The organism is Actinoplanes sp. URMC 104 (genome assembly GCF_051386375.1).
Taxonomy (GTDB): domain Bacteria; phylum Actinomycetota; class Actinomycetes; order Mycobacteriales; family Micromonosporaceae; genus Actinoplanes.
In genome coordinates this window covers 426,307-445,859 of sequence record NZ_JBPQTO010000011.1, presented here as the reverse complement: position 1 = coordinate 445,859, position 19,553 = coordinate 426,307, and the positions used below count along the sequence as shown (strand labels likewise).

At 74.2% G+C, this 19,553-nt stretch carries 19 protein-coding genes and 1 pseudogene; 10 read left to right on the top strand and 10 right to left on the bottom strand.

Going from position 1 to position 19,553, the window contains the following annotated elements; genetic code table 11:
• Positions 1-278: 278 nt before the first annotated feature.
• Positions 279-914, top strand: coding sequence for a DUF6518 family protein (locus tag ACSNN8_RS27845; protein WP_436652613.1), 636 nt, complete (start codon positions 279-281; stop codon positions 912-914).
• Between the two features lie 147 nt (positions 915-1,061).
• Here the strand turns inward: ACSNN8_RS27845 and ACSNN8_RS27840 are convergent, their stop codons facing one another.
• Positions 1,062-2,177: a MerR family transcriptional regulator gene (locus ACSNN8_RS27840; protein WP_436652611.1), complete on the bottom strand. Its 1,116-nt coding sequence runs from the start codon at positions 2,175-2,177 to the stop codon at positions 1,062-1,064.
• Between the two features lie 131 nt (positions 2,178-2,308).
• On the opposite strand from ACSNN8_RS27840, the gene ACSNN8_RS27835 reads away from it, so the two are divergent.
• Positions 2,309-2,557 carry a transposase gene (locus tag ACSNN8_RS27835; RefSeq protein WP_436652609.1) on the top strand — a complete coding sequence of 83 codons (249 nt, stop codon included), beginning with the start codon at positions 2,309-2,311 and terminating at the stop codon, positions 2,555-2,557.
• 36 nt (positions 2,558-2,593) lie between these two features.
• On the opposite strand, the gene ACSNN8_RS27830 is transcribed toward ACSNN8_RS27835, so the two are convergent.
• Positions 2,594-4,042, bottom strand: a complete 1,449-nt coding sequence (locus ACSNN8_RS27830) for a protein kinase domain-containing protein (RefSeq protein ID WP_436652608.1) — start codon at positions 4,040-4,042, stop codon at positions 2,594-2,596.
• A gap of 145 nt (positions 4,043-4,187) precedes the next feature.
• Here ACSNN8_RS27830 and ACSNN8_RS27825 point away from each other — a divergent pair, with 145 nt between their 5' ends.
• Positions 4,188-4,961 (top strand): universal stress protein, encoded by a 774-nt coding sequence (locus tag ACSNN8_RS27825; protein ID WP_436652606.1) that lies wholly within the window; start codon positions 4,188-4,190, stop codon positions 4,959-4,961.
• Positions 4,962-4,974: 13 nt separating this feature from the next.
• On the opposite strand, the gene ACSNN8_RS27820 is transcribed toward ACSNN8_RS27825, so the two are convergent.
• A complete protein-coding gene (locus ACSNN8_RS27820) occupies positions 4,975-5,898 on the bottom strand; it encodes a hypothetical protein (RefSeq protein WP_436652604.1) in 924 nt (307 codons plus the stop codon).
• Positions 5,895-6,776 carry a hypothetical protein gene (locus ACSNN8_RS27815; protein WP_436652602.1) on the bottom strand — a complete coding sequence of 294 codons (882 nt, stop codon included), beginning with the start codon at positions 6,774-6,776 and terminating at the stop codon, positions 5,895-5,897. Before ACSNN8_RS27815 ends, ACSNN8_RS27820 begins: the two co-directional genes overlap by 4 nt.
• A 198-nt stretch (positions 6,777-6,974) precedes the next feature.
• Here ACSNN8_RS27815 and ACSNN8_RS27810 point away from each other — a divergent pair.
• The 3 genes and pseudogenes from ACSNN8_RS27810 to ACSNN8_RS27800 form a co-directional block, all read left to right on the top strand.
• A pseudogene (locus tag ACSNN8_RS27810) lies at positions 6,975-8,231 on the top strand (M14 family metallopeptidase); the annotation flags it as partial.
• A 76-nt stretch (positions 8,232-8,307) separates the two neighbouring features.
• Positions 8,308-8,817, top strand: a complete 510-nt coding sequence (locus ACSNN8_RS27805; RefSeq protein ID WP_436652600.1) for a YciI family protein — start codon at positions 8,308-8,310, stop codon at positions 8,815-8,817.
• A gap of 67 nt (positions 8,818-8,884) precedes the next feature.
• The gene (locus ACSNN8_RS27800) at positions 8,885-10,072 is read left to right on the top strand and encodes a WD40 repeat domain-containing protein (RefSeq protein WP_436652599.1); all 1,188 of its coding nucleotides are present in this window, start codon (positions 8,885-8,887) and stop codon (positions 10,070-10,072) included.
• A 115-nt stretch (positions 10,073-10,187) separates the two neighbouring features.
• Here the strand turns inward: ACSNN8_RS27800 and ACSNN8_RS27795 are convergent, their stop codons facing one another.
• On the bottom strand, positions 10,188-10,961 hold the full coding sequence (locus ACSNN8_RS27795; RefSeq protein WP_436652597.1) for a class I SAM-dependent methyltransferase: 774 nt from the start codon (positions 10,959-10,961) through the stop codon (positions 10,188-10,190).
• A 62-nt stretch (positions 10,962-11,023) separates the two neighbouring features.
• On the opposite strand from ACSNN8_RS27795, the gene ACSNN8_RS27790 reads away from it, so the two are divergent.
• Together ACSNN8_RS27790 and ACSNN8_RS27785 are read left to right on the top strand one after the other, a co-directional pair.
• The gene (locus ACSNN8_RS27790; protein WP_436652596.1) at positions 11,024-11,374 is read left to right on the top strand and encodes a helix-turn-helix transcriptional regulator; all 351 of its coding nucleotides are present in this window, start codon (positions 11,024-11,026) and stop codon (positions 11,372-11,374) included.
• Positions 11,371-11,805 (top strand): hypothetical protein, encoded by a 435-nt coding sequence (locus ACSNN8_RS27785; protein WP_436652594.1) that lies wholly within the window; start codon positions 11,371-11,373, stop codon positions 11,803-11,805. The genes ACSNN8_RS27790 and ACSNN8_RS27785 overlap by 4 nt, the downstream gene beginning before the upstream one ends.
• A 55-nt stretch (positions 11,806-11,860) precedes the next feature.
• Here the strand turns inward: ACSNN8_RS27785 and ACSNN8_RS27780 are convergent, their stop codons facing one another.
• Positions 11,861-12,322 carry a VOC family protein gene (locus tag ACSNN8_RS27780; protein ID WP_436652593.1) on the bottom strand — a complete coding sequence of 154 codons (462 nt, stop codon included), beginning with the start codon at positions 12,320-12,322 and terminating at the stop codon, positions 11,861-11,863.
• Positions 12,319-12,882, bottom strand: a complete 564-nt coding sequence (locus ACSNN8_RS27775; RefSeq protein ID WP_436652591.1) for a DinB family protein — start codon at positions 12,880-12,882, stop codon at positions 12,319-12,321. Before ACSNN8_RS27775 ends, ACSNN8_RS27780 begins: the two co-directional genes overlap by 4 nt.
• A 72-nt stretch (positions 12,883-12,954) precedes the next feature.
• Here ACSNN8_RS27775 and ACSNN8_RS27770 point away from each other — a divergent pair, with 72 nt between their 5' ends.
• The gene (locus ACSNN8_RS27770; RefSeq protein ID WP_436655442.1) at positions 12,955-13,878 is read left to right on the top strand and encodes a helix-turn-helix transcriptional regulator; all 924 of its coding nucleotides are present in this window, start codon (positions 12,955-12,957) and stop codon (positions 13,876-13,878) included.
• On the opposite strand, the gene ACSNN8_RS27765 is transcribed toward ACSNN8_RS27770, so the two are convergent.
• Complete coding sequence (locus tag ACSNN8_RS27765) at positions 13,865-17,269, bottom strand: hypothetical protein (protein ID WP_436652590.1); 3,405 nt, start codon at positions 17,267-17,269, stop codon at positions 13,865-13,867. The two genes, ACSNN8_RS27770 and ACSNN8_RS27765, sit on opposite strands and share 14 nt — an antisense overlap.
• Positions 17,270-17,287: 18 nt before the next feature.
• Between ACSNN8_RS27765 and ACSNN8_RS27760 the strand changes: the two genes are divergently transcribed.
• Entirely contained in the window at positions 17,288-18,037 is a 750-nt protein-coding gene (locus ACSNN8_RS27760) for a PIG-L deacetylase family protein (protein WP_436652589.1), read from the top strand.
• Here the strand turns inward: ACSNN8_RS27760 and ACSNN8_RS27755 are convergent.
• The gene (locus ACSNN8_RS27755) at positions 18,031-18,645 is read right to left on the bottom strand and encodes a hypothetical protein (RefSeq protein WP_436652587.1); all 615 of its coding nucleotides are present in this window, start codon (positions 18,643-18,645) and stop codon (positions 18,031-18,033) included. The two genes, ACSNN8_RS27760 and ACSNN8_RS27755, sit on opposite strands and share 7 nt — an antisense overlap.
• 31 nt (positions 18,646-18,676) lie before the next feature.
• Complete coding sequence (locus ACSNN8_RS27750) at positions 18,677-19,552, bottom strand: aminoglycoside phosphotransferase family protein (protein WP_436652586.1); 876 nt, start codon at positions 19,550-19,552, stop codon at positions 18,677-18,679.
• Position 19,553 lies beyond the last annotated feature (1 nt).

The window sequence follows — 19,553 nt, the reverse complement described above, 5'->3', positions numbered from 1 at the left end:
TTGCCCTGTTTCGGCGTTGGTAACGGGCTGGTATCGGGGCAGTGGTTCGGTCACGCGTTTCTGCGCCCTCGGGATCTCACCTCTCTCGATGTTCGCGAGTTCGGGCGCCCACTTCACGCGAGTACCGGCGGACGTGTCCTCGGTCAGCACGCCGTTGACGCAGGGTGACAGGCGCCGGAGACACCGCGCGCCTAGTCTGCGGCAGATCAGTGCACCGATCCCTAAGTGGCTTGTGGTGGAAAATCATGCATGCCGGCAGGTCCGGCAGAATGATCGTCGTGAGTTTCTGGCTTGGTCGCGTGTGGTGGGTCGGTGTAGCCCTGATCGCGGGAATGCTGGTGGGCAGCGTCGATTCGGTGGTGAATCACGTGCCGGTGTTTCTTGGTGAAGTGAGTGATGCGCGCGCTGAGCGGGGTAGCTGGTCGCAGGTGGCGGAGTTCGCGAGCCTGATTCTTGATGCCGGTTGGGCGTGGGCAGCTTTGGCTGTGCTGACGGGTTGGCTGGCGAGCCGGAATGTGCGGCCGGTTGCGGGATCAGCGCGGGCAGCGGTGGCTGGGGGTCTGTCGCTGATGTGTGCCACCGCCGCCTACTACGGAACGGATCTGCTGTTCGACGGTGGCACCTGGTGGGGCTGGGTGACTAGGTACTGGCTCATCGGCAGCGTGGTGCTCGGTCCGCCGCTCGGTGTTGCCGGCGCGTTGATCCGGCGTGGCGGTGCGGTCGGCGCGGTCGCCGCCTGCGTTGTCCCGGTTGGTGCGGCGCTGCAGATGGTTCTTCTGCCGCCGACGCCGGAGAGCCGGATGGCGGAGCCGGTTCAGTGGAGCGTGTGGTTCGCGGCTGTGATCACGATCGGATTGATCGCCTGTAAGGGCGGCCGTCGCCCTCGGACCGCATCGCCGGTTGAGCCGGTCTGAACGCCGTTGGAAGTGCGCGTGATCGTCAGTAAGAGTGACGAAGGTGCCAAGCCGACGACACGGTCAGCGGCAGATCCGTGCGTCCCGCCGGGGTTGCGGGTCCGGTCTGTGGGTCAGCTCGCCGGGCGCGCTTGTCGGGAGGGATATTCAGGCCACGAGCAGACGAAGACCGAGTTCTGCCGTGTCGAGGGCGACAAGGTCGCGGTTACGCTCTGCCCACCGGCCTGAGGACAGATCATTGCGGAGTTCGGCCACTGCCCGCTGCTCGGCCTGCTGTCCGACCCTGGTCCATACCGATACCGCGCGGCGCACATGCTCATCCAGATAGGCCTCAGGCCGGCGCCAATGCGCCTCGAAGAAGCCGTCAGCGCAGTCCCACGGGACGAGCACCGGCTCGGCGCGGCCCCCGATCGCTTGAGTCAGGTCGGCCAAGGACGGCCAGCCGACGAGGAGGTCAGCGAACTCGGGCAGGTAGTCGCGGGTGAGCCAGAACCGCTCGCGCCAGCCGGTGTTGTCGGCGTCGTAGGTGAATACCACCACGCGGCGGGCCACCCGCCGCATCTCCCGCAGCCCGGCGACCGGGTCGGGCCAATGATGGACGGTGCTGACCGCCATGGCGGCGTCGAAGGACTGGTCCCCGAACGGCAGGCGTTCGGCTTCAGCTGCCACGCAGGGTGCGGCACCTGGGGGACGTTGTGCTCGCATGACCGCCGACGGTTCCACCGCCGTGACCTCACGGTCCGGTGGCTCGTAAGAACCGGTGCCTGCCCCGACGTTCAATACCGTTCGGGCGTCCCCGAGTGCGTCCCAGATGCGCGCGGCGATCCGGGGCTCGGTGTGCCGCGTGGCCGGGTAGGCGAACCCGATGGTGTCGTACAACTGCGCGCCGAACACTTTGAGTTGCTCCTCCGGAGTCGTCCTGATGCCCCTTGCCCGAGCCTCCAGTTCCCTGTCGATGGCCGCCACCATGGCAGCAGCACGGTCACGCTGCTCCAGCAGCAGACCCCGAAGCCGGTGCAGGTGCGCGACCGCGTCAGTGGCCGGGTCATCAACCAGATCCGCGATCTCTCGCAATCCGAAACCCAGCCGCCGATAGGCGAGAACCTCCCGCAGCCGCTCCATGTCGTCCGCGGAATAGGCCCGATACCCCGCGACGGTCCGCCCCGATGGCCGCAACAGGCCGATCTCGTCGTAATGATGCAGCGTACGGACGCTCACCCCGGCTAGCTCGGCCACACGCCCCACGGTCAGATGCTCCTCCACACCCCGACTATGTGGCATGACGCCACGTCAGGGACAAGCGCGCTATTGATGTGCCTGCCGGCCGCCATCGCCTTCTGCGGCTGGTGCGGATCCTGCCTGACCCGCCGGTCGAGCCTGTCATGGTCCTCGGGGTGGATGACTTCGCGGTCGAACGGGGCCATCACTACGGCACTGTGCTGATCGACTGCGGGACTCGCAAAGTCGTCGACGTGCTGATCGGCCGGGACGCGCAACCGCTCACCGCGTGGTTGCGGGGGCACGACCGCAGCCCGCTGTGCCACTCGTGGATGCCGCCACTTGCGACCGGTCCTGCAGCCGACTCCTGCCTGTGCCCGTCGCGCGCCCGGTCCGATGCGGCGCGCGGGACGGACGTCAGCTGACGCTGGCGGAGGGCTCCCCACTCGAGCAGGTCACGGTCATCGTGGTGGTGGCGTTGCCGTGCTTGAAGACGACGGCGGGGGACGAGGAAGGCCGGTGTCGGCGGACTGCACCTTGTAGGTCTTGCGCGGCTCGTACGAGAGGATCTGCGCGGTCCCGGCCGAGGGGCACGTCGCGGTCAGGGTGCCGGCGGCGGAGGAGAAGTCGCGCGGGGTGGTGGGCGCGGGCGGCGGGGTGGTGCCGGGGGCGGGTCCGCCCGCGGGCGTGGACGGCGTGGGGCGGGTGGTCGGGCCGCCGGCGGGAGGTGCGGCCGGCGCGGTCGCCCGGGGAGGGGTGGGAGCCGTGCCGGTCGGTGCCGGCGGCGTGCCGACCGCCTGATCGGTCGTGAGGGAAGCGAGGGGAGCCACGGGAGGGAGGGGAGCGCCGGATCGGCGGGCGGACGGCTGGAGGGACGCGGGGGCGGGCGGGGCGGAGAGCGGGCCGGAGCGCTGAGCGGCCGACGGGGTGCCGGCCACGGCGGGAGCGGGCCCGGCGGTCGAGGAGTCGCCGTCGGGGAGGAGCTGCCAGGTCGCGACCGCCGCGGCGCCGGCGGCGAGCAGCGCGGCGGCGACGGCCGGGCGGCGGCGCGACCGGGGTGTCCCGGCGGCGGGTACGGGCAGCGTGGCGGCGCGGGTCAGCAGCGCGGCGACCTCGCGGGCGCTCGGGCGGCGGGACGGGTCCTTGATCAGGCAGCGGTCGCAGAGGTCGGCCACCAGGTCGGGCACGCCGGGCACCGGCGGCAGGGCGGCGGGCTCGACGTAGATGTGCGCCTTGAGCATCTGGGTGGTGTCCTCGCTGGTCCACGGCGAATGGCCGCAGAGCAGGCGGTACAGCACCACGCCCAGCGCGTACACGTCCGAGGCCGGCTCGACCGCGTCGTCGAGAAGGCGCTCCGGGGCCAGGTAGGCGGGGGTGCCCAGCACCTCGGGATCGAGGTCGCCGGTGCCGCTGGGGGCGGTGGCGGCGGCGATGCCGAAGTCGACGACCTTGGCGCCGGTGGTGCCGAGCATGACGTTCGCGGGCTTGATGTCGCGGTGCACGAGGCCGATGGCGTGCGCGGCGGCCAGCGCGGCGGCGATCTCGGCGCAGATCCGCATCGCCTGCCGCGGCGGGATCGGCCCCTCGGCCATCCGGGCGCCCAGCGTGCCGCCCTCCACGAGCTCCATCACCACGTACGGGAAGACCCGGCCCCCGGTGGTGACCTCGCCGTAGTCGTGCACCTGCGCGATGTTGGGGTGCGACAGCGCGGCGGCGGCGCGCGCCTCCTGACGGATCGGGTGCCCGGCCACGATCTTGACGGCGACCTGGCGGGCGAGCACGTGGTCGCGGGCCCGCCAGACGACCGCCATGCCGCCCGCGCCGATCGCGTCGAGCAGCTCGTAGCGGCCGCCCAGCACGAGACCGGTGAGGCCCCGTCCGAGCGGGTCGGTGGTGATCGCGCCGTCCATTCGGGGCAGTCTGCCTTGATCGACCGTCGTTCGCATCCCCCGCGTGGTCTGTCAGCCTGTGCATACGGCCTTGCCGCCGCGTCGCGCCGGGTCGAGGCTGGAGTCTGTGCCGCCGTACGGCGACCTGGTTCTCGGGGAGGCGCACATGAACAAGACGCGGATCGTGGTCGGTGTGGACGGTTCGGGCCACGACGGGCCCGCGGTCGGCTGGGCCGCGACCGAAGCGGTACGCCGCGGCGTCGAGCTGCGGATCCTTTCGGCGTACTACCGCCGCCGCTCCACCCCCGGGCCGTCCGGCAGCCATTCGGCGGAGTCGCACGCGATCGAGGCCGTGCACCGCGCGGTCGCTCACGCCCGCGAGATCGCCCCGGGGGTGCAGGTACGCTGCCAGGCACTGCCCGGCTACGCGGTGCCGACCCTGGTGCACGCCTCCGAGGAGGCGGCCATGCTGGTCGTGGGCAACCGCCGCGACGCGGGTCTGCCGGTGCTGCCGATCGGCTCGGTGGGCAGCCAGGTCGCCACCCAGGCGCGCTGCTGCGTGGTCGTCGTGCGCGGCCGCTCCGATCCGGACGCCGGGCCGGTGCTCGCGGCCCTCGACGACGGCCCGTCCGCCTCCACGGTGGCCGGCCACGCGTTCGAGGAGGCGTCCCTGCACGGGACCCAGGTGCTGGCGATCACCGTACGCGAGGGCGGCGGCGCCGCGGACCCGCTGGAGATGTGGCGTGACAAGTACCCGGACGTGCCGGCCTCGTACGAATGTGTGGCCGGCCGCCCCGACGAGGTGCTGGTGCAGCGTTCCCGCGCGGCCCGGCTGGTCGTCGTCGGCCCGCGGGCGCACGGCTACCAGGGGCTGATGCTCGGCACGATCGGCACCCGGCTGATCGAACGCGCGGGCTGCCCGGTGCTCGTCGCCCGCTGAGGCCGGGCGGGGCTCAGTAGTGGGGGACCATCTGCAGGCGGATCCGGTCGTCGTAGGGGACCAGCAGGGTACGGCTCTGCGCGGTCCAGACGGCGGGCACCAGGAACAGGCGGTCGCCGGCGGCCACGAGCAGCCGCAGGCCGGTGTAGCGGTGCTTGAACTCGCCCGTCAGCGGCGTCTCCTCGACCCCCGCAGGCAGGCCGGCCAGCGCCTCCTTGGTGTCGAGGACGATCTCGGGCCGGTTCGGCAGGTCGACGGCGTCGTTCATCGCCTGGCCCTGGCCGAACGCCCACGCGAAGCTGTTCGCGGCCCAGAACAGCCCGACCAGCGCCAGGCCGGTGACCGTGATCGCCAGCAGCCGCCGCAGCCGGACGACGGCGGCGCTGGTGTACCACTCGGCGAACCGGCCCGAGCTGGGGCGCGACAACACCTTCGCGGCGGCCCAGCCGCCGTACGCCAGAAGCACCGGCCCGAGGGCGAGGGCGAGCGCGCTGGTGCCGGGGACCTCCGCGCGGGACACGCGTTGCACCAGCAGCCCGATGGTCGCCCGCGCGGTCAGCAGCGCACCGGCGGCCATGAGGAAGGCGGCCGTGGACAGCGCCGCCCGCCGCCGTTCCCGGTCCGTGGTCAGCCAGCTGACCGCGCCGTGCACGCCGATCGCGACCAGCGTGGCCAGCAGCACCAGCGCGGCCGGCACGTAGAGCACCTCCAGGCCGTACAGCATGAGGCTCTGGTTGGAGAGGCCGGCGAGGTCGAGGTGCAGGCCGAAGTACTCGAACCGGGCGCGGGTGCCGATGTAGCCGAAGAACAGCAGCAGGGCGGTGACGGCCGTCGTCGGGGCGAGGATGCCGGCCAGGTCGCGGGCGCGGGCGGACCAGTCGCCGCCCGCGTCCGGTGGCGGCGCCGCGGCGTGCGTGCGCCGGGCGAGCTTGTTCATTCGTCGTCGGCCGTGTCGCAGAACTTCGACTGGTTGTCGTCCTCGGGCTTCGGCACGTTGTAGCAGACCCGATCGTCGCTCGTCACCGTCCACGTGACGATCACGGGCCGGTCGGAGGTGGGCGGGTCGTCCTCGAGCTCGGGTCCCGAACATGCCTTGGCCCCGGCCGAGGTGCACCGCGCGCGGGCGTCGAGGCGCACGAAGCCCCGGTGCCGGCCGGGCTCGTCGGTGGTGGGAGAGGCGCCGGTGTAGCAGGACTTGCCGGGCTGCAGCGTCATCCCGTTGCGGCACTGTGGTCCCTCGCTTCCGCCGTCCGTGCCGCAGTCCTGCGCGTCGATCCGGAGGTCGCCGGCGACGCGCAGGTTGCTGATCCGCACCGGCAGGCCGGCGTCGTCGTTCGTGAACACCGTGCACATCGTGCGGGGGTTCCGGTTGTTCAGCGTCACGCCGCCGACCTGGATGACCCTGGTCCTCGGCGCGGGAGGCGCCGCCTGGCTGGTCGGGCTGGACGACGACGGGCTCGTCGTGGCCGTGCGCGGGGAGGTCGTTCCCGGCCGCGCCGTCGTGGGCTCGCTCCGGGGGCGGGTCGCGGTCTCGGTTGCGGTCGCGGTCGCGGTTGCAGTCGAGGTCGAGGTTGCGTCGTCCGGCCGGTCGGTGGGCTTGCCGGCCGGGGGCGGGGTGGCGTCGGGCGGCTCCGGTGCGGGCAGGGCGCCCGCGGGCGGGGTGGTGGTCGTGGCGGCGGGGGCGGTCGCGGCGGGCACGAACTCGGCCGGGCCGGGGTCGCCGGTGACCAGGCGGATCAGCCAGACGACTCCCACGGCGAGGAAGACCACGAGCGCGGCCGCGACGGCCACCAGGCGACGGTTTCTTCCCGGCATGTCGGCCTCCTCCACGTTGATCACTGTGCGTGACAAGGCATGTCTGACTGCGTACCACAGCGGCGAGGCGGGCGAAGTCGGCTGAGCGACCCGGCCATCATTCCGGTGAGAGGGAGTCAATGGCATGGCCTGATCGATTGCCATCAATGCAGCGCCGATGATGAGGTAGGGGCACCAATCCCCACCTGGAGGTCGTTCATGAGACGACGTACCACTGTGGCCGCGCTGGCCGTCGCGCTGCTGGGCGCCCTCGTCGCCGGGGTGCCGGCCGGCGCGGCGCCCGCCGGCAGCTCCGAGCCGGCGCAGTACGAGATCTACGACGTACGCAACGCCGCGCAGCGCACCGTGATCGCCCGCACCGGCGCCGCCATCGACGCGGTCGAGCACGCCGTCGTCACGGTCACCGCCACGCCGGCCGAGGTGCGCGCGCTGCAACGGCAGGGCTTCACGGTGCAGCCGGTGCTGAGCACGTACGACTTCCCGCCGTCGGACGCGCCGTACCACAACTACAACGAGATGGTCGCCGAGGTGAACCAGGTCGTCGCCGCGTACCCGTCGATCGCGAGCAAGCGGTCGATCGGGCGCACGTACGAGGGCCGCGACATCGTCGCCGTGAAGATCTCGGACAACGTGGGCACGGACGAGAGCGAGCCCGAGGTCCTCTACGACGCCAACCACCACGCCCGCGAGCACCTGACCGTCGAGATGGCGGTGTACCTGCTGCACCTGTTCACCGACAACTACGCCGGTGACACCCGGATCCGCAACGTCGTCAACAGCCGCGAGATCTGGATCGTGCCCTCGGTCAACCCGGACGGCTCCGAGTACGACATCGCGACCGGCAGCTACCGCTCGTGGCGCAAGAACCGGCAGCCCAACAGCGGATCGTCGAACGTGGGCACCGACCTGAACCGCAACTACGGCTACCGCTGGGGCTGCTGCGGCGGCTCGTCGGGCAGCACGTCGTCGGCGACCTACCGGGGTCCGTCGGCGTTCTCCGCGCCCGAGACGCGAGCGGTCCGGGACTTCGTGAACAGCCGGGTGGTCGGCGGCCGCCAGCAGATCAGGGCCGCGATGGACTTCCACACGTACTCGGAACTGGTCCTCTGGCCCTTCGGGCACACCACCGCGAACACCACCACCGGCATGACGGCCGACGACAACAACACGTTCGCCACGTTCGGCCGGCAGATGGCCGCGACCAACAACTACACCCCCGAGCAGTCGTCGGACCTCTACATCACCGACGGCGACCTGCTCGACTGGCTGTGGGGCACGCACAAGATCTTCGCGTACACCTTCGAGATGTACCCGCGCAGCTCGTCGGGCGGCGGCTTCTACCCGCCGGCCAGCGTGATCACCCGGGAGACCACCCGCAACCGCGAGGCCGCGCTGCTGCTGGCCGAGGTCGCGGACTGCCCCTACAAGGTGATCGGCAAGCAGTCCACGTACTGCTCCGCCGCCTGACCTCCACCCCCGTCGACGCCGCCCGGCCACGGCCGGGCGGCGTTCGCTCCGCCGAAGGGAAACCGTGCAGTTCCTCGTGTACGGCCGGGACCGTCCCGGAAGTCTGGCGCTCAAGCTGAGCCTCACCGACGAGCACTGGGCCTTCATGGACCGCTACGCCGACCGGCTCGTCGCGCGCGGCCCCACGCTCACCGGCGCCGGACTGCCCACCGGCAGCCTGCACATCGTCGACCTGCCGGGCCCCGACGACGCGCGCGCCTTCGCCTACGAGGACCCGTACTACGTCGCGGGCGTCTTCGAGACCGTCCGGATGTGCCGCTACGTCAGCCTGCTCACGCGCCCGACGGCCGGGCATCCCGGCTACGACCGCTTCCTGGTGACCAGCGTGGGCCGTTCCCCGATCGCGTCGCGCCACCTCATCGCGTACGGCGACCTGTTCACCATGAACGGCGAGGCCCACGTCGGCCGCGCGGCCCTGCTGCGCGCCGCCGACCCGGACGCCGCGGCCCGCTGCGCCCCACCCGGCGCCGAGGTCCACCGCTGGCGCCCCGGCGGCCGCCCGTCGCCGCTCTAGACCCCCGCCCGGATGAACGGCGACGAAGTCGCCCGAAGCGCCCACCGGTGATCGTTACGGTGCGGGCATGACTACTCGGAGAGTCCTCAGGAACACGGTCAGGGGCACCGGCTGGGCGGTCGCCGCGGCCATGGCCGGGCTGCTCGTGCCCGCCGTCGCGCAGCCCGCGTACGCGGTGAGCCCGGACCTCGTCGTGCAGCAGCTGGCCGCGGACGCCGTCGCTGCCCGCAACCGGGTCGTCGTGCCCGGCGCCAACGGGATCATCGCCCTGCGCCCCGACGGCAAGGTCTTCGCCACCGTGAGCAAGGGGGCGGTGCGGCAGTGGAACACGGCGACCGGCCGCCGGTCCGGGCCGACGCTGGCCGTCCACGCCGGAACCGTCCACGCCGTCGCGTTCAGCCCCGACGGCGAGCTGCTGGCCGTCGCCGGAGACCGCGGGGTGTCGCTGTGGAACGCCGCCACGGGGGAGCGGTCCGAGGCGGCGCTGACCGGGCACACCGGGCCGGTGCGGTCGGTCGCCTTCAACCCCGCCGGCCGTCTGCTGGCCACCGCCGGTGACGACGGCACCGTACGGCTGTGGGACACCGCCACCGGCGAGGCGGTGCACACCCTGACCGGGCACACCGGAGCCGTGCGCTTCGTCGTGTTCAGCCCCGACGGCGAGCGTCTCGCCAGCGTCGGCGCCGGCCAGGACAACACCGTACGGCTCTGGCACACGCGGACCGGCCGGTTGATCGGCGAGGAGCCGGACGTCACCCCCGGCCCGGTCTACGCGACCAGCTTCACCCCCGACGGGCGGCTGCTGGCGGCCTCCGGGGGCGGCGACAAGATCCAGTTCTGGGACGCGGCCACCGGCGTGCCGGCGGGGGGCCCGCTGACCGGCGCCGGGCCCGTGTACGCCCTCACGTTCAACCGCGGCGGCAAGCTGCTGGCCACCTCCTCCGGCGGCGACAACACCGTCCGGGTGTGGCGCACGCCCGCCGGGCGCCCCGCCTACGACGCCCTCACCGGGCACACCGGGCCGGTGCGCGCCATGCGGTTCAGCCCCAACGGCAAGCTGCTGGCCACCGGCAGCGACGACGGCACCGTACGGCTGTGGGACGCGAAGACCGGCGACGAAGTGGGTCAGCCGCTGATCGGGCACGGCGGCGCGGTCTGGGCGCTGCGGATCACCCCGGACGGCAAGCGCCTGATCACCGCGGGCGCCGACAACAAGGTCCGCCTGTGGCGCGTCCCCGCGAAGAGCGGCTCCTGACGCACGCGCGGGAGTTCGCCGGCCTGGTCGGCGAGCTCCCTCTCGCGGTGGCCGACGGGACTGAATTCCGCACTGCTCGGGCCGGACCAGCCGGCCGCCTTGCGCCACGAAGCCTCTAGCCGGGCCCGCTACCACTGTGGACCGGGGGCGCGGACAGGTGCCGCAGCCGCAGAACGGTCAGGTAGCGGCGCGCGAGCCGGTCGCCCAGCCGGGTGCGGATGCGCTCGGCGATCGCGTCGAGCAGGGGTTCGCGTACACCCTCGGGCAGTTTCCGATAGATCGAGGTCGTGCGGAGCAGGTCCGCGAAGCCCCGGCCGTCGAACCACTGCACCGTGGGGTAGCAACGGTCCTCGTCGCCGGGCCGGGCCTCCTCCTCCAGCGGCGGATGGCCCCACGCGGGATTGCCGGGGGAGTAACGCTCGTGCAGGTCGGCCGTCGCGGCGTACATCTCGGGCTCGCCCGGCCGCCGCACGACGACGTGGCTCAGCAGGGCCGTCCAGCCGCCCGGTCGCAGCAGCTCGGGCACGCGGCGCTCGGCGACCGCCGGGTCGACCCAGTGCCACGACTGCGCGGCCACGAGGACGTCGAAGCGCTTGCCCCGGTTGTCCCAGTCCTCGAACGTCGACGGCACCAGCTCGACCTCGCCGCGCCCGGCCAGCCGGCGACGGGCGACCGCGGCCAGGCCGGCGCCCGGCTCGAGCGCGGTCACCCGCCACCCGAGCGCCGCCAGCGACCGCGTGGCCTGCCCGGTGCCGCATCCCACCTCGAGGGCCGCTGAACCCGCGCCCAGCCCGGTCACCGCCACGAGGTCGGCGAACAGCTCGTCCGGATAGCCGGGCCGGACCCGGTCGTAGAGCTCCGGCACCTCGTCGAACACCAGCCCGCCCACCGTCTCATCATGCCGGGTCGGGCCGGCTTGCGGTTGGGAAGATATCTTCCTAACATGGTCGCATGCCGCCGAGAAAAGCCGGAACCCTGCTGCCGATCGAGGCCGACATCCTGACCGCGGCCCTGGTGATGCACCGGGCCGGGCAGGGGGTCTTCCACGGCTTCGGGCTGGCGCAGGCCCTGCGTGAGGAGCGCGGCTCGCGGTCGCTGACCGCCCACGGCACGCTCTACAAGGCCCTCGGCCGGCTCGAGGAGCTGGGGCTGCTGACCTCCGCGTGGGAGGATCCGCCGGTCGAGGGGCGCCCGCGGCGCCGGCTCTACGAGCTGACCGCGCGCGGCGTGCACGTCGCCGACCAGGCGCGCGCCGACCGGGTCGCCGGGCGCGTTCCCCGTCTCTCGCCGGGGCCGGCATGAGCGCCCGCCCCAGCGAGCGTGCCGCGGCCCTGGTCCTGCGCTGGGTGCGCTTCTACACGCGCCGGCTGCCCGCCGACGTCGCCGCCCGGCGCGTCGACGAGGTGGCCGCCGACCTGCACGACCACATCGCCCACGAGACCGCGCTCGGCACGCCCGACGGGCGGACAGCGCTCGGCGTCCTCTCCCGCTGCGCCCGGGGCGTCGCCGCCGACGCCGCGTGGCGTGGCCGCAACCGATCGCGAAGGAGACACTCCATGAAGCTCTACGCGGCCGCGCTGGCCGTCATCGCCCTCGGCGTCGCCGCCATGATCTTCGGCGAGGGCGACGACTCGCCCGGTCTTCAGCTCATCGGCTTCCTGCTGATCGCGGGCGCTTTCCTCGTCGCCTGGCGCAGGACCGTCCGGCGTCGCCGCAGCGCCGACGGCGGCTGACGGCCCGTGGCCGGGCCGCCGGCCATGTCGGGCCGCCGGCCATGCCGGGCCGGGGTCAATCGAGGCAGAACTCGTTGCCCTCGGGGTCGGTCATCACGATGAAGCCGTAGCTGAGCGGCAGGTCGGGCTCCGAGCGGCTCACCCGCTTGGCGCCCAGCGCCACCAGCCGGTCGCACTCGGCCTCCAGCGCGGCCATCCGCTCGTCGCCCTGCAGGCCGGGGGCGGCGCGCACGTCGAGGTGCACCCGGTTCTTGGCGACCTTGTCCTCGGGCACCTGCTGGAAGAACAGCCGCGGGCGCTTGCCTTCCGGGTCCTCCAGCGCGGACGCGGCGTTGCGGCGCTCCGCCGGCACGTTGTTCTGCTCGAGGAAGTCGTCCCAGGCGGCCAGCGGGTCGGCGCCCTCGGGCAGCGTCACCCCGGGCGGTCCGGGGTGCACGTAGCCCAGCACGTCCCGCCAGAAGGTCGACAGCGCCTTCGGGTCGCGGGCGTCGAAAGTGACCTGAAAATCGCGGCTCATCGGTGGGCCTCTCTCGCGTAGAGGTCGCGCAGCAGGCAGACCTCGGACAGATGGTGGATCAGCTCGCGCTGGATGTGCAGCACGAGGCCGGCCATCGGCGCGTCGGGATGGGATTCCCCGGCGCCGACCGGCACCCGCAGCCCCTCCTCGCCCAGCGCCCGCACCCCGGCCGTCCAGACGTCGAGCTCGTGCTCAAGCTGGCGCAACGCCTCCGCCGCGCTGCCGGCGTAGGACCACTGCTCGTACGAGGCCTCGGGCGCCCCGAAGTGGGCGGCGTTGCGGACGGCGAGCACGCCGACGACGACGTGCCCGAGCCGCCACGCGATCGTGGTGATCGGCGCGGGCGACGGCTCGGGGATGGCGAAGTCGATGGTGAAGTCGCCGGCGCCGGCCTGGATGGGCGCGTGGGACGTGCCGCGGGGCCGCACGTTCCACGCCCCGGGTGCGGGCTCCCAGAAGTACTCGTGGTCGGTGAGACCGTCGAGCCGCGCGCGGATCTGGTTCTCCCAGTGCCACTGCCACTGCTCGCGGAGCGTCCGGTTCCAGTCGAAGGTGTCCATGGTCCCACCCTGGCACGGATGGTGGACAGGATCGGTCCGCCAGGTGGTGCGAAACTGGCAGCCGTGGACGACATGGGGACGACCGAGCGCGTGCTCGCCCTGCTCGGGCTGCTCCAGCAGCGTCGGGTGTGGACCGGCCCGGAGCTGGCCGGGCGCCTCGGCGTCACGACCCGCACGGTCCGGCGCGACGTCGAGCGGCTGCGCACGCTGGGCTATCCGGTGCACGCGGGCAACGGCGTCGGCGGCGGCTACCAGCTCGGCGCGGGACAGGCGCTGCCCCCGCTGCTGCTCGACGACGAGGAGGCGATCGCCACGGCGGTTGCGCTGCTGGCCGGGGCCGGGACCGGCGATGCCGCGCTGCGGGCGCTCACCAAGCTCGACCGGGTGCTGCCCACCCGGCTGCGCTCCGAGGTGCGCGCGCTGGCCGCGTCGGTGGAGTCGTTCGGCGGCGGCCGCCCGTCCGTCGACTCGGAGGTGCTCATGACGCTGGCCCGGGCGTGCCGCGACGAGGTGGAGGCCGAGTTCACCTACCGGGGCGACGTGCGGCGGGTGGAGCCGTACCGGCTGGTCGCCTCGGACCGGCGGTGGTACCTGCTGGCGTACGACCTGGGCCGCGACGACTGGCGGACGTTCCGGCTGGACCGCATGAGCGAGGTCTCCGCCCGCACCTGGCGGTTCCGGCCGCGCCCGGCGCCGGACGCCGCCGCGTACGTGCAGGAGAGCGTCGCCAGCCGGGTCTACCGTCACCAGGCGCGCTTCGAGGTGCGCGCCCCGGCCGAGACGGTCCGCGCGCAGATCCCGGCGTCGGCCGCGGTGGTCCGCGCCACCACGCCGGGCGCGTGCGAGGTGATCAGCGGCGCCGACAATCTCGACTTCATCCTGCTGCACATCGTGCTGCTCGGCCACGCGTTCACCGTCGCCGAGCCGCCCGAGCTGCGGGAGCGCTGCGAGGTGCTGGCGCGGCGGCTGCGCGACGCCGGTGTCACCAGCTCATGAAGACCGAGGCCGCCTCGTCCCGTACGTCCGCGACGGGGTGCCGCCGCAGCGAAAGCAGCGCGTCCCGCCACTCCGGCGACCATCCGTAGTGGCTGCCCCGCGTCGCGAGGACGACAGCCAGCAGGCCGCCCGCTGCGTCGCCGCGCCGGCCCAGCTCGGCGGTCATCCGCAGCGAGCGCGCCTCGTCCTCGCGGGGCATCGTCGCGTACCGGAACTGGCGTGCCACCGTGTAGGCCGCGACGGGCCGGTCCGCGCAGCGGTCGGCCACCTCCGCCAGCACGTCGAGCCCGCCGAGCATGACCATCATCCGCAGCGCGGGCACCAGACAGCCGGGCCGGTCGGCGAGCTCCCGCGCGGCCCGCAGCGCCGGTCCGCGGTCGATCGCCGAGTCGGCGCCGCCGGACCAGCTCGCCACGGCGTCGGCCAGCTCGCCGAGGCGTTCCCGCGCCGGGTGGTCGCGGCCGGCGGCGCCCGCGTCGCCGGCCGTGTCGATCTCGAGCAGCCGCCGCCACACCGGGCCGAGCCCGTCCGCGTGCACGGCCTCGATCATCCGCACCACCGAGTACCGGTCGAGGCCCGCGTCGAGGTCGGTGAGCCGGTCGGCGACCAGCCCGCCGACCTCCGCGATCCACGGCGCCCACTCCGGCATCAGGCCGAAGGCGACGCCGCGCACCCGCCGGTCGTCGCTGCGGCAGGCGGCAGCGACCAGCTCCGCGTACCGGGTGCGGTGCCGGTCGGCCACGGTCGCCGGCTTCGCGGCCAGCACGGCGCGGATCTCCTCGACGGCGCCACGCACCGCGGTTCGCAGGATGTCCCAGCTCTGCGGGGTGTCGAGGCGATCCCGCGCCACAGCGGTCACCGCGGCGCGCACGTCGCGGTGCTGACCTTCCCGGGCGTACGCGGTGAGCAGCGCCGCCGTCGCCGCCGGCCCACCGAACCGGCCGAGCAGCCGCGCCGCCTCCTTGCGGCTGGTCACCCTGCCCGGGCCGAGCAGCACCGGCGTGAGCTGCTCGCGCAGGCGCGACGGCACGGCGAACCGGGCCGCCCGCCCCGCCGCGGAGAGCGCGACGCCGGCCCGGTCGTCGCCCGCGTGCCCGAGCAGCACCGGCAGCGCCTGCTCCGGCCGGTCGGTCCAGGCGAGGGCGCCCAGCGCCGCCTCGGCGAGCACCACGTCGGACGACTCCGCGTACCGCAGCGCGACCGCGGCGCCGAGCTCCGGAACGCGGGCCGCGGCCCGGATGGCGCCGGCCCGCGTGGCGTGGGAGGCGCCGGCGTCCGCGGCGACCTCCTCCTGCAGCCGTGCGAAGGCCGCCTGCTGCCGGGGCAGCCACCGGTCGGCGTGGTGCGGCCGCGGCGGCACCCACCGCACGCCGGCGAGCACTCGGTCGAGCAGATCGGTGCGCCGGGCGCACAGCGTCTCCCACACCACGGGGAGGGCCGCGGCCGACCCGTCGGCGTCGAGCACCTCCGCGACCCGTCCGCCCCGGGTGCGCGGGTCGTCCAGCCACAACGTGATCGCCGTCTGCGCGACTTCGGGCGGGTTCGCCGGGTCGATCGCCCGGCGCAGCAGCTCCTGCAGGCCCGGCACCAGCCGGGCACGCCGCCCGAGGGCGCGGGTCAGCGCGAACAGCGGCTCGTACCGGCCGCGCGCCATGCCGGCCTCGGCCCGGCCGCGCAGCCGGTCGAAGACCAGCGTCTCCTGGCCGCGCCGCAGCGTCCGGTCCAGGCGACCGAGCACGGGCGCGGTGCCGCGGTCCGCGACCAGCTCGACGGTGTGCAGCGCCCACTCGCGCAGCCCGGGCTCGTCCCCGTGGTGCTGCAGCGCTCGGGCCGCGAGCCGCCCGAGCGCCGCGAGCGACGCCGGCGACACGTCACGCGCCTGCGCCGCTGCGGTCGCCAGCTCGGTGAGCCGGGGCACGAGGGCGGGTGTCAGCAGCCGCGCCGCGCCGGCCAGGGCGGAGAGCGCGGCGGCGCGTACGGGATCCTGCTCGTTGCGCAGCCGGTCGAGCAGACCGACCGCCTCGGCGAGCACCTGCGGGTCGCGGGAGCGGCGGGCGGCCTCCAGCAGCAGCACGTAACCGCGGGCGCGCTCGTCCGCGTCGCCGCTGCGGGTGCCGTCCACGATGGCGTCGCGGGCCTGCGGCCACGGCAGGTACGCGCTGAACGTGCGGGTCACGCCCACGCTGCCCCGCGCCGCGGGGCGGTCGAGTTCGCGCCGGGCCTCCCGCGCCCGCACCGCGTGGGGCAGCGCGTCGAGGACCGCGGGGTCGGTCGTGCGGTCGGCCGGCCCCAGCGTCGCGTGCACCGCGTCGTGGAAGGCGCCGCGGCGCCTCGGCGGCAGGACCCTCAAGAGCCGCGCGTACGCCTCCCCGTGCCGGATCCCGCGGCCGAGCGGCGCGAGCTCCCGGTCGTCCAGCACGGCCAGGCGGCGCAGGAGCGCGCGGGGCAGATGCCGGCCGCGCAGCCAGTTCTCGCGACGGGCGCCGGTGAGCAGGGCGACCACGCGCCGGGGATCGCGCGCGGCGAGGCCGCCGTAGCGGGTGAGCTCGCCGGGCAGCCGGTCCTCGGGCGCGTGCCGTTCCAGCAGGTCGAGCACTCCGGCCGGGTCGCAGCGCAGCACGGCGTGCGCGGCGCGGTCCCAGATCTGCTGCCGCACGGCCGGCCCGGCGGCCTCAAGGCGGTCGCGGACGTGGTCGAGCAGCACGGCGGGGTGGCGGCGGGCCACCGCGGTGAGGTTGACCGCGTGGTCGAGGGCGGGCAGATGCTCGCGGACGGCCCCGGCGCCGCACGCGGGCAGCAGCGCGGCCGCTTCCGCGTCGCCGTACAACTCCCGGACGCGGGGGAGCAGCGCGTCGGCTTCTGCATTGCCGTCCCGCTCGCGCGCCCGGGGGAGCAGTGCGTCGGCTTCTGCGTTGCCGTCCCGCTTGCCGGCCTGGGGGAGCAGTGCGTCGGCTTCTGCGTCGCTGTCCTGCTCGCGGGCCGGGGGGAGCAGTGCGTCGGTGAGGCCGGTGGTTCGGGTCGCGCGGAGCGTGCGGTAGATCAGGCGGCGTTCGGCGGCCGGGCGGTCGAGGTCGAGCCCGCCGGCGGTCAGCAGGCCGGCGCGCAGGGCGGCGGCGAGCGCGCGGGCGCGGATCGACGGCTGCGGGTCGTCCAGGGCCGCGAGCACGCCGCCGGAGTCGCCGGCCGCGAGCGCCGCGGTCAGGGCGACGGAACGCTCGTGCGCCCCACCGGCGCGCAGCTCGGCGCACACCTCGGCGCGGTCGGCGGCGCCGCGGGCCCAGGCGGCGACGCGGGCGGTCCTCGCCGCGTACGGCAGCGGGTCGAGCGAAGCGAGAAAATCCCCCGGGGAGCGCGGCACGTCACCCATTCTGCCCAGTCGATCAAGCGACATGCGGAGCATGATGACCCCATGACCGATGACGTTTCCTGGCAGCCCGTCGACGAGGACTGGCAGCGCGCGCTGGCGATCGTGGCCCACCCCGACGACCTCGAGTTCGGCGCCGCCGCCGCGATCGCCCGCTGGACCGCGCAGGGCAAGGAGGTGGCGTACGCGTTGCTCACCAGCGGCGAGGCGGGCATCGACGGCCTGGACCCCGACGAGGCCGGCCCGGTGCGCGAGGTGGAGCAGCGCGCGTCCGCCGCGATCGTCGGCGTCAAGCACGTCGAGTTCCTCGGGCTGCCCGACGGGGTGATCGAGGGCGGCGTGACGCTGCGCGCCGTGCTGTCGCGGGTGATCCGCGTGCACCGTCCCGAGATCGTCATCACCAACAACTTCCGCGACAGCTGGGACCCCGACGGCGCCGCGCTCAACATGTCGGACCACATCGTCACCGGGCGTACGGTGCTCGACGCGGTGCGCGACGCCGCCAACCGCTGGGTGTTCCGCGAGCAGATCGAGGAGGAGGGCCTCGAGAAGTGGGGCGGCGTGCGGCAGGTGTGGGCGGCCGGGTCGCCGCGGTCGCGCCACGGCGTGGACACCACCGACACGTTCGCGCTGGGCGTGCGCTCGCTGGAGGCGCACGGCGCCTATCTGCGCGGGCTCGGCTCCGGCGACTTCGACGCCGAGGAGTTCCTCGAGGGCTTCGCCCGGCAGGCCGGCACGCGCCTGGGTGTGCGCTACGCGACCGGTTTCGAGGTGTTCCGCTTCGACCTCTACTGAGCCGGGTACGCGAGCTCGACCACGAACCACTCGCCCGCGCCGGTCTTGACCGGGCCGCCCGGGTGGTACGCCACCTCGCCGTCCCGCTCGAGTGAGGCGAGCACGTGCGGCCGGTCGGCCAGGTCGAGCTCGCGGCTGCCGTCGACCGTCCAGACGGCGACGTGCGGGTGCAGGATCACCGGCACGCGCCCGTCCGCCGTCCGCGGGCCCGGCGGCTGCCCCTCGACGCTGCGGTCGCCCGGGCCGACGTCCACCGGCGACGGCAGGTTCTCGCCCAGGTCCTTCAGCTCGACCAGCCGGTTCTGGTAGAACCGGTCGCCGATGTTGGTCAGCCGGTGCACGGGCGACAGCGGGCGGTAGACCGCGCCGCCGCGGTACTCGTGCAGGAAGCGCGGCTCGCTGCCGTCCAGCCAGTCCATCCGGCCCTCGGAACCGCAGATCGACAGCACCACGTACGGGTTGTGGTGCAGGTGCCACGGGTGGGTTTCACCCGGGTGCAGCGACACGTCCCACACCCGTACGGCCGGGTTGTCCAGCAGGACCCGCCCGCCCACGTCGTCCAGCACGATCCGCTCGCCGGCGGGGGAGCGCACGATCTGACCCTTCACGCCCCCACCCCACCATCCGACTTGATCGATGTCAAAGGGCGGCGATGCGGGCCAGCGTGCGCCGCCCGACGCGGCGCATCGCCGGGTTCGTCCGGTCGTAGTACCAGACCAGCCCCATCGCCTGCTCGAACGCCCACGCCCGGCCGCGCTCCCACTCCAGGTCGTCGGGCCGCAGGCACTCCCGCAGCGTGCGGCGCGGCCCGCGGTCGAGCAGATGCCACGCGGCGACCAGGTCGAGCGCCGGGTCGGCGGGCCCGAGGCCGCCCACGTCGAGGACGCCGGTGAGGCGCCCGCCCGCGACGAGCACGTTGCCCGGGATGAGGTCGCGGTGGTTCATCACGTCCGGCGAGTCGCCGCGGGGCAGCTCGCGGAAGCCCGTCCAGAGCCGGCGCAGCAGCGGCACGTCGAGCAGGTGCTCGCTGCGCTCCAGGCAGGTCTCCATCCACGCGTCGTGGTCCTTGAGCACGCCGCCGCGGTTCTCCCCGGCGAACGTGCGCCCGCGGGTGTCGATGGCCCGCACGCCCGTGATGAACTCGGCCAGGTCGCGCGCGAAGTCGTCGCCCAGGTCCTCGTCCGCGGCCACCGCGCCGGGCACCCACGACTGCACCGACCACGGCAGGGGGTAGCCCGCGCCCGGCTCCCCGATCGCCACCGGCTCCGGGGTGGCGAACCTGGTGCGCCCCAGCAGCTCCGCGGCCGCGGCGGCCTCGCGTTCCAGCCACTGCCGCGCACCGGCCCGCGGCTGCAGCGGGAACCGCGCCGTCAGCGAGTCGCCGAGCCGGAAGATCGCGTTCACCGTGCCCTGCGAGTCCAGCGGCCGCACCGGCAGGTCACGCCACTGCGGGAACTGCTCGTCCACCAGCGCCCGCACCGTCGCGGCCGTCACCGCGATCTGATCCGCGTGCATC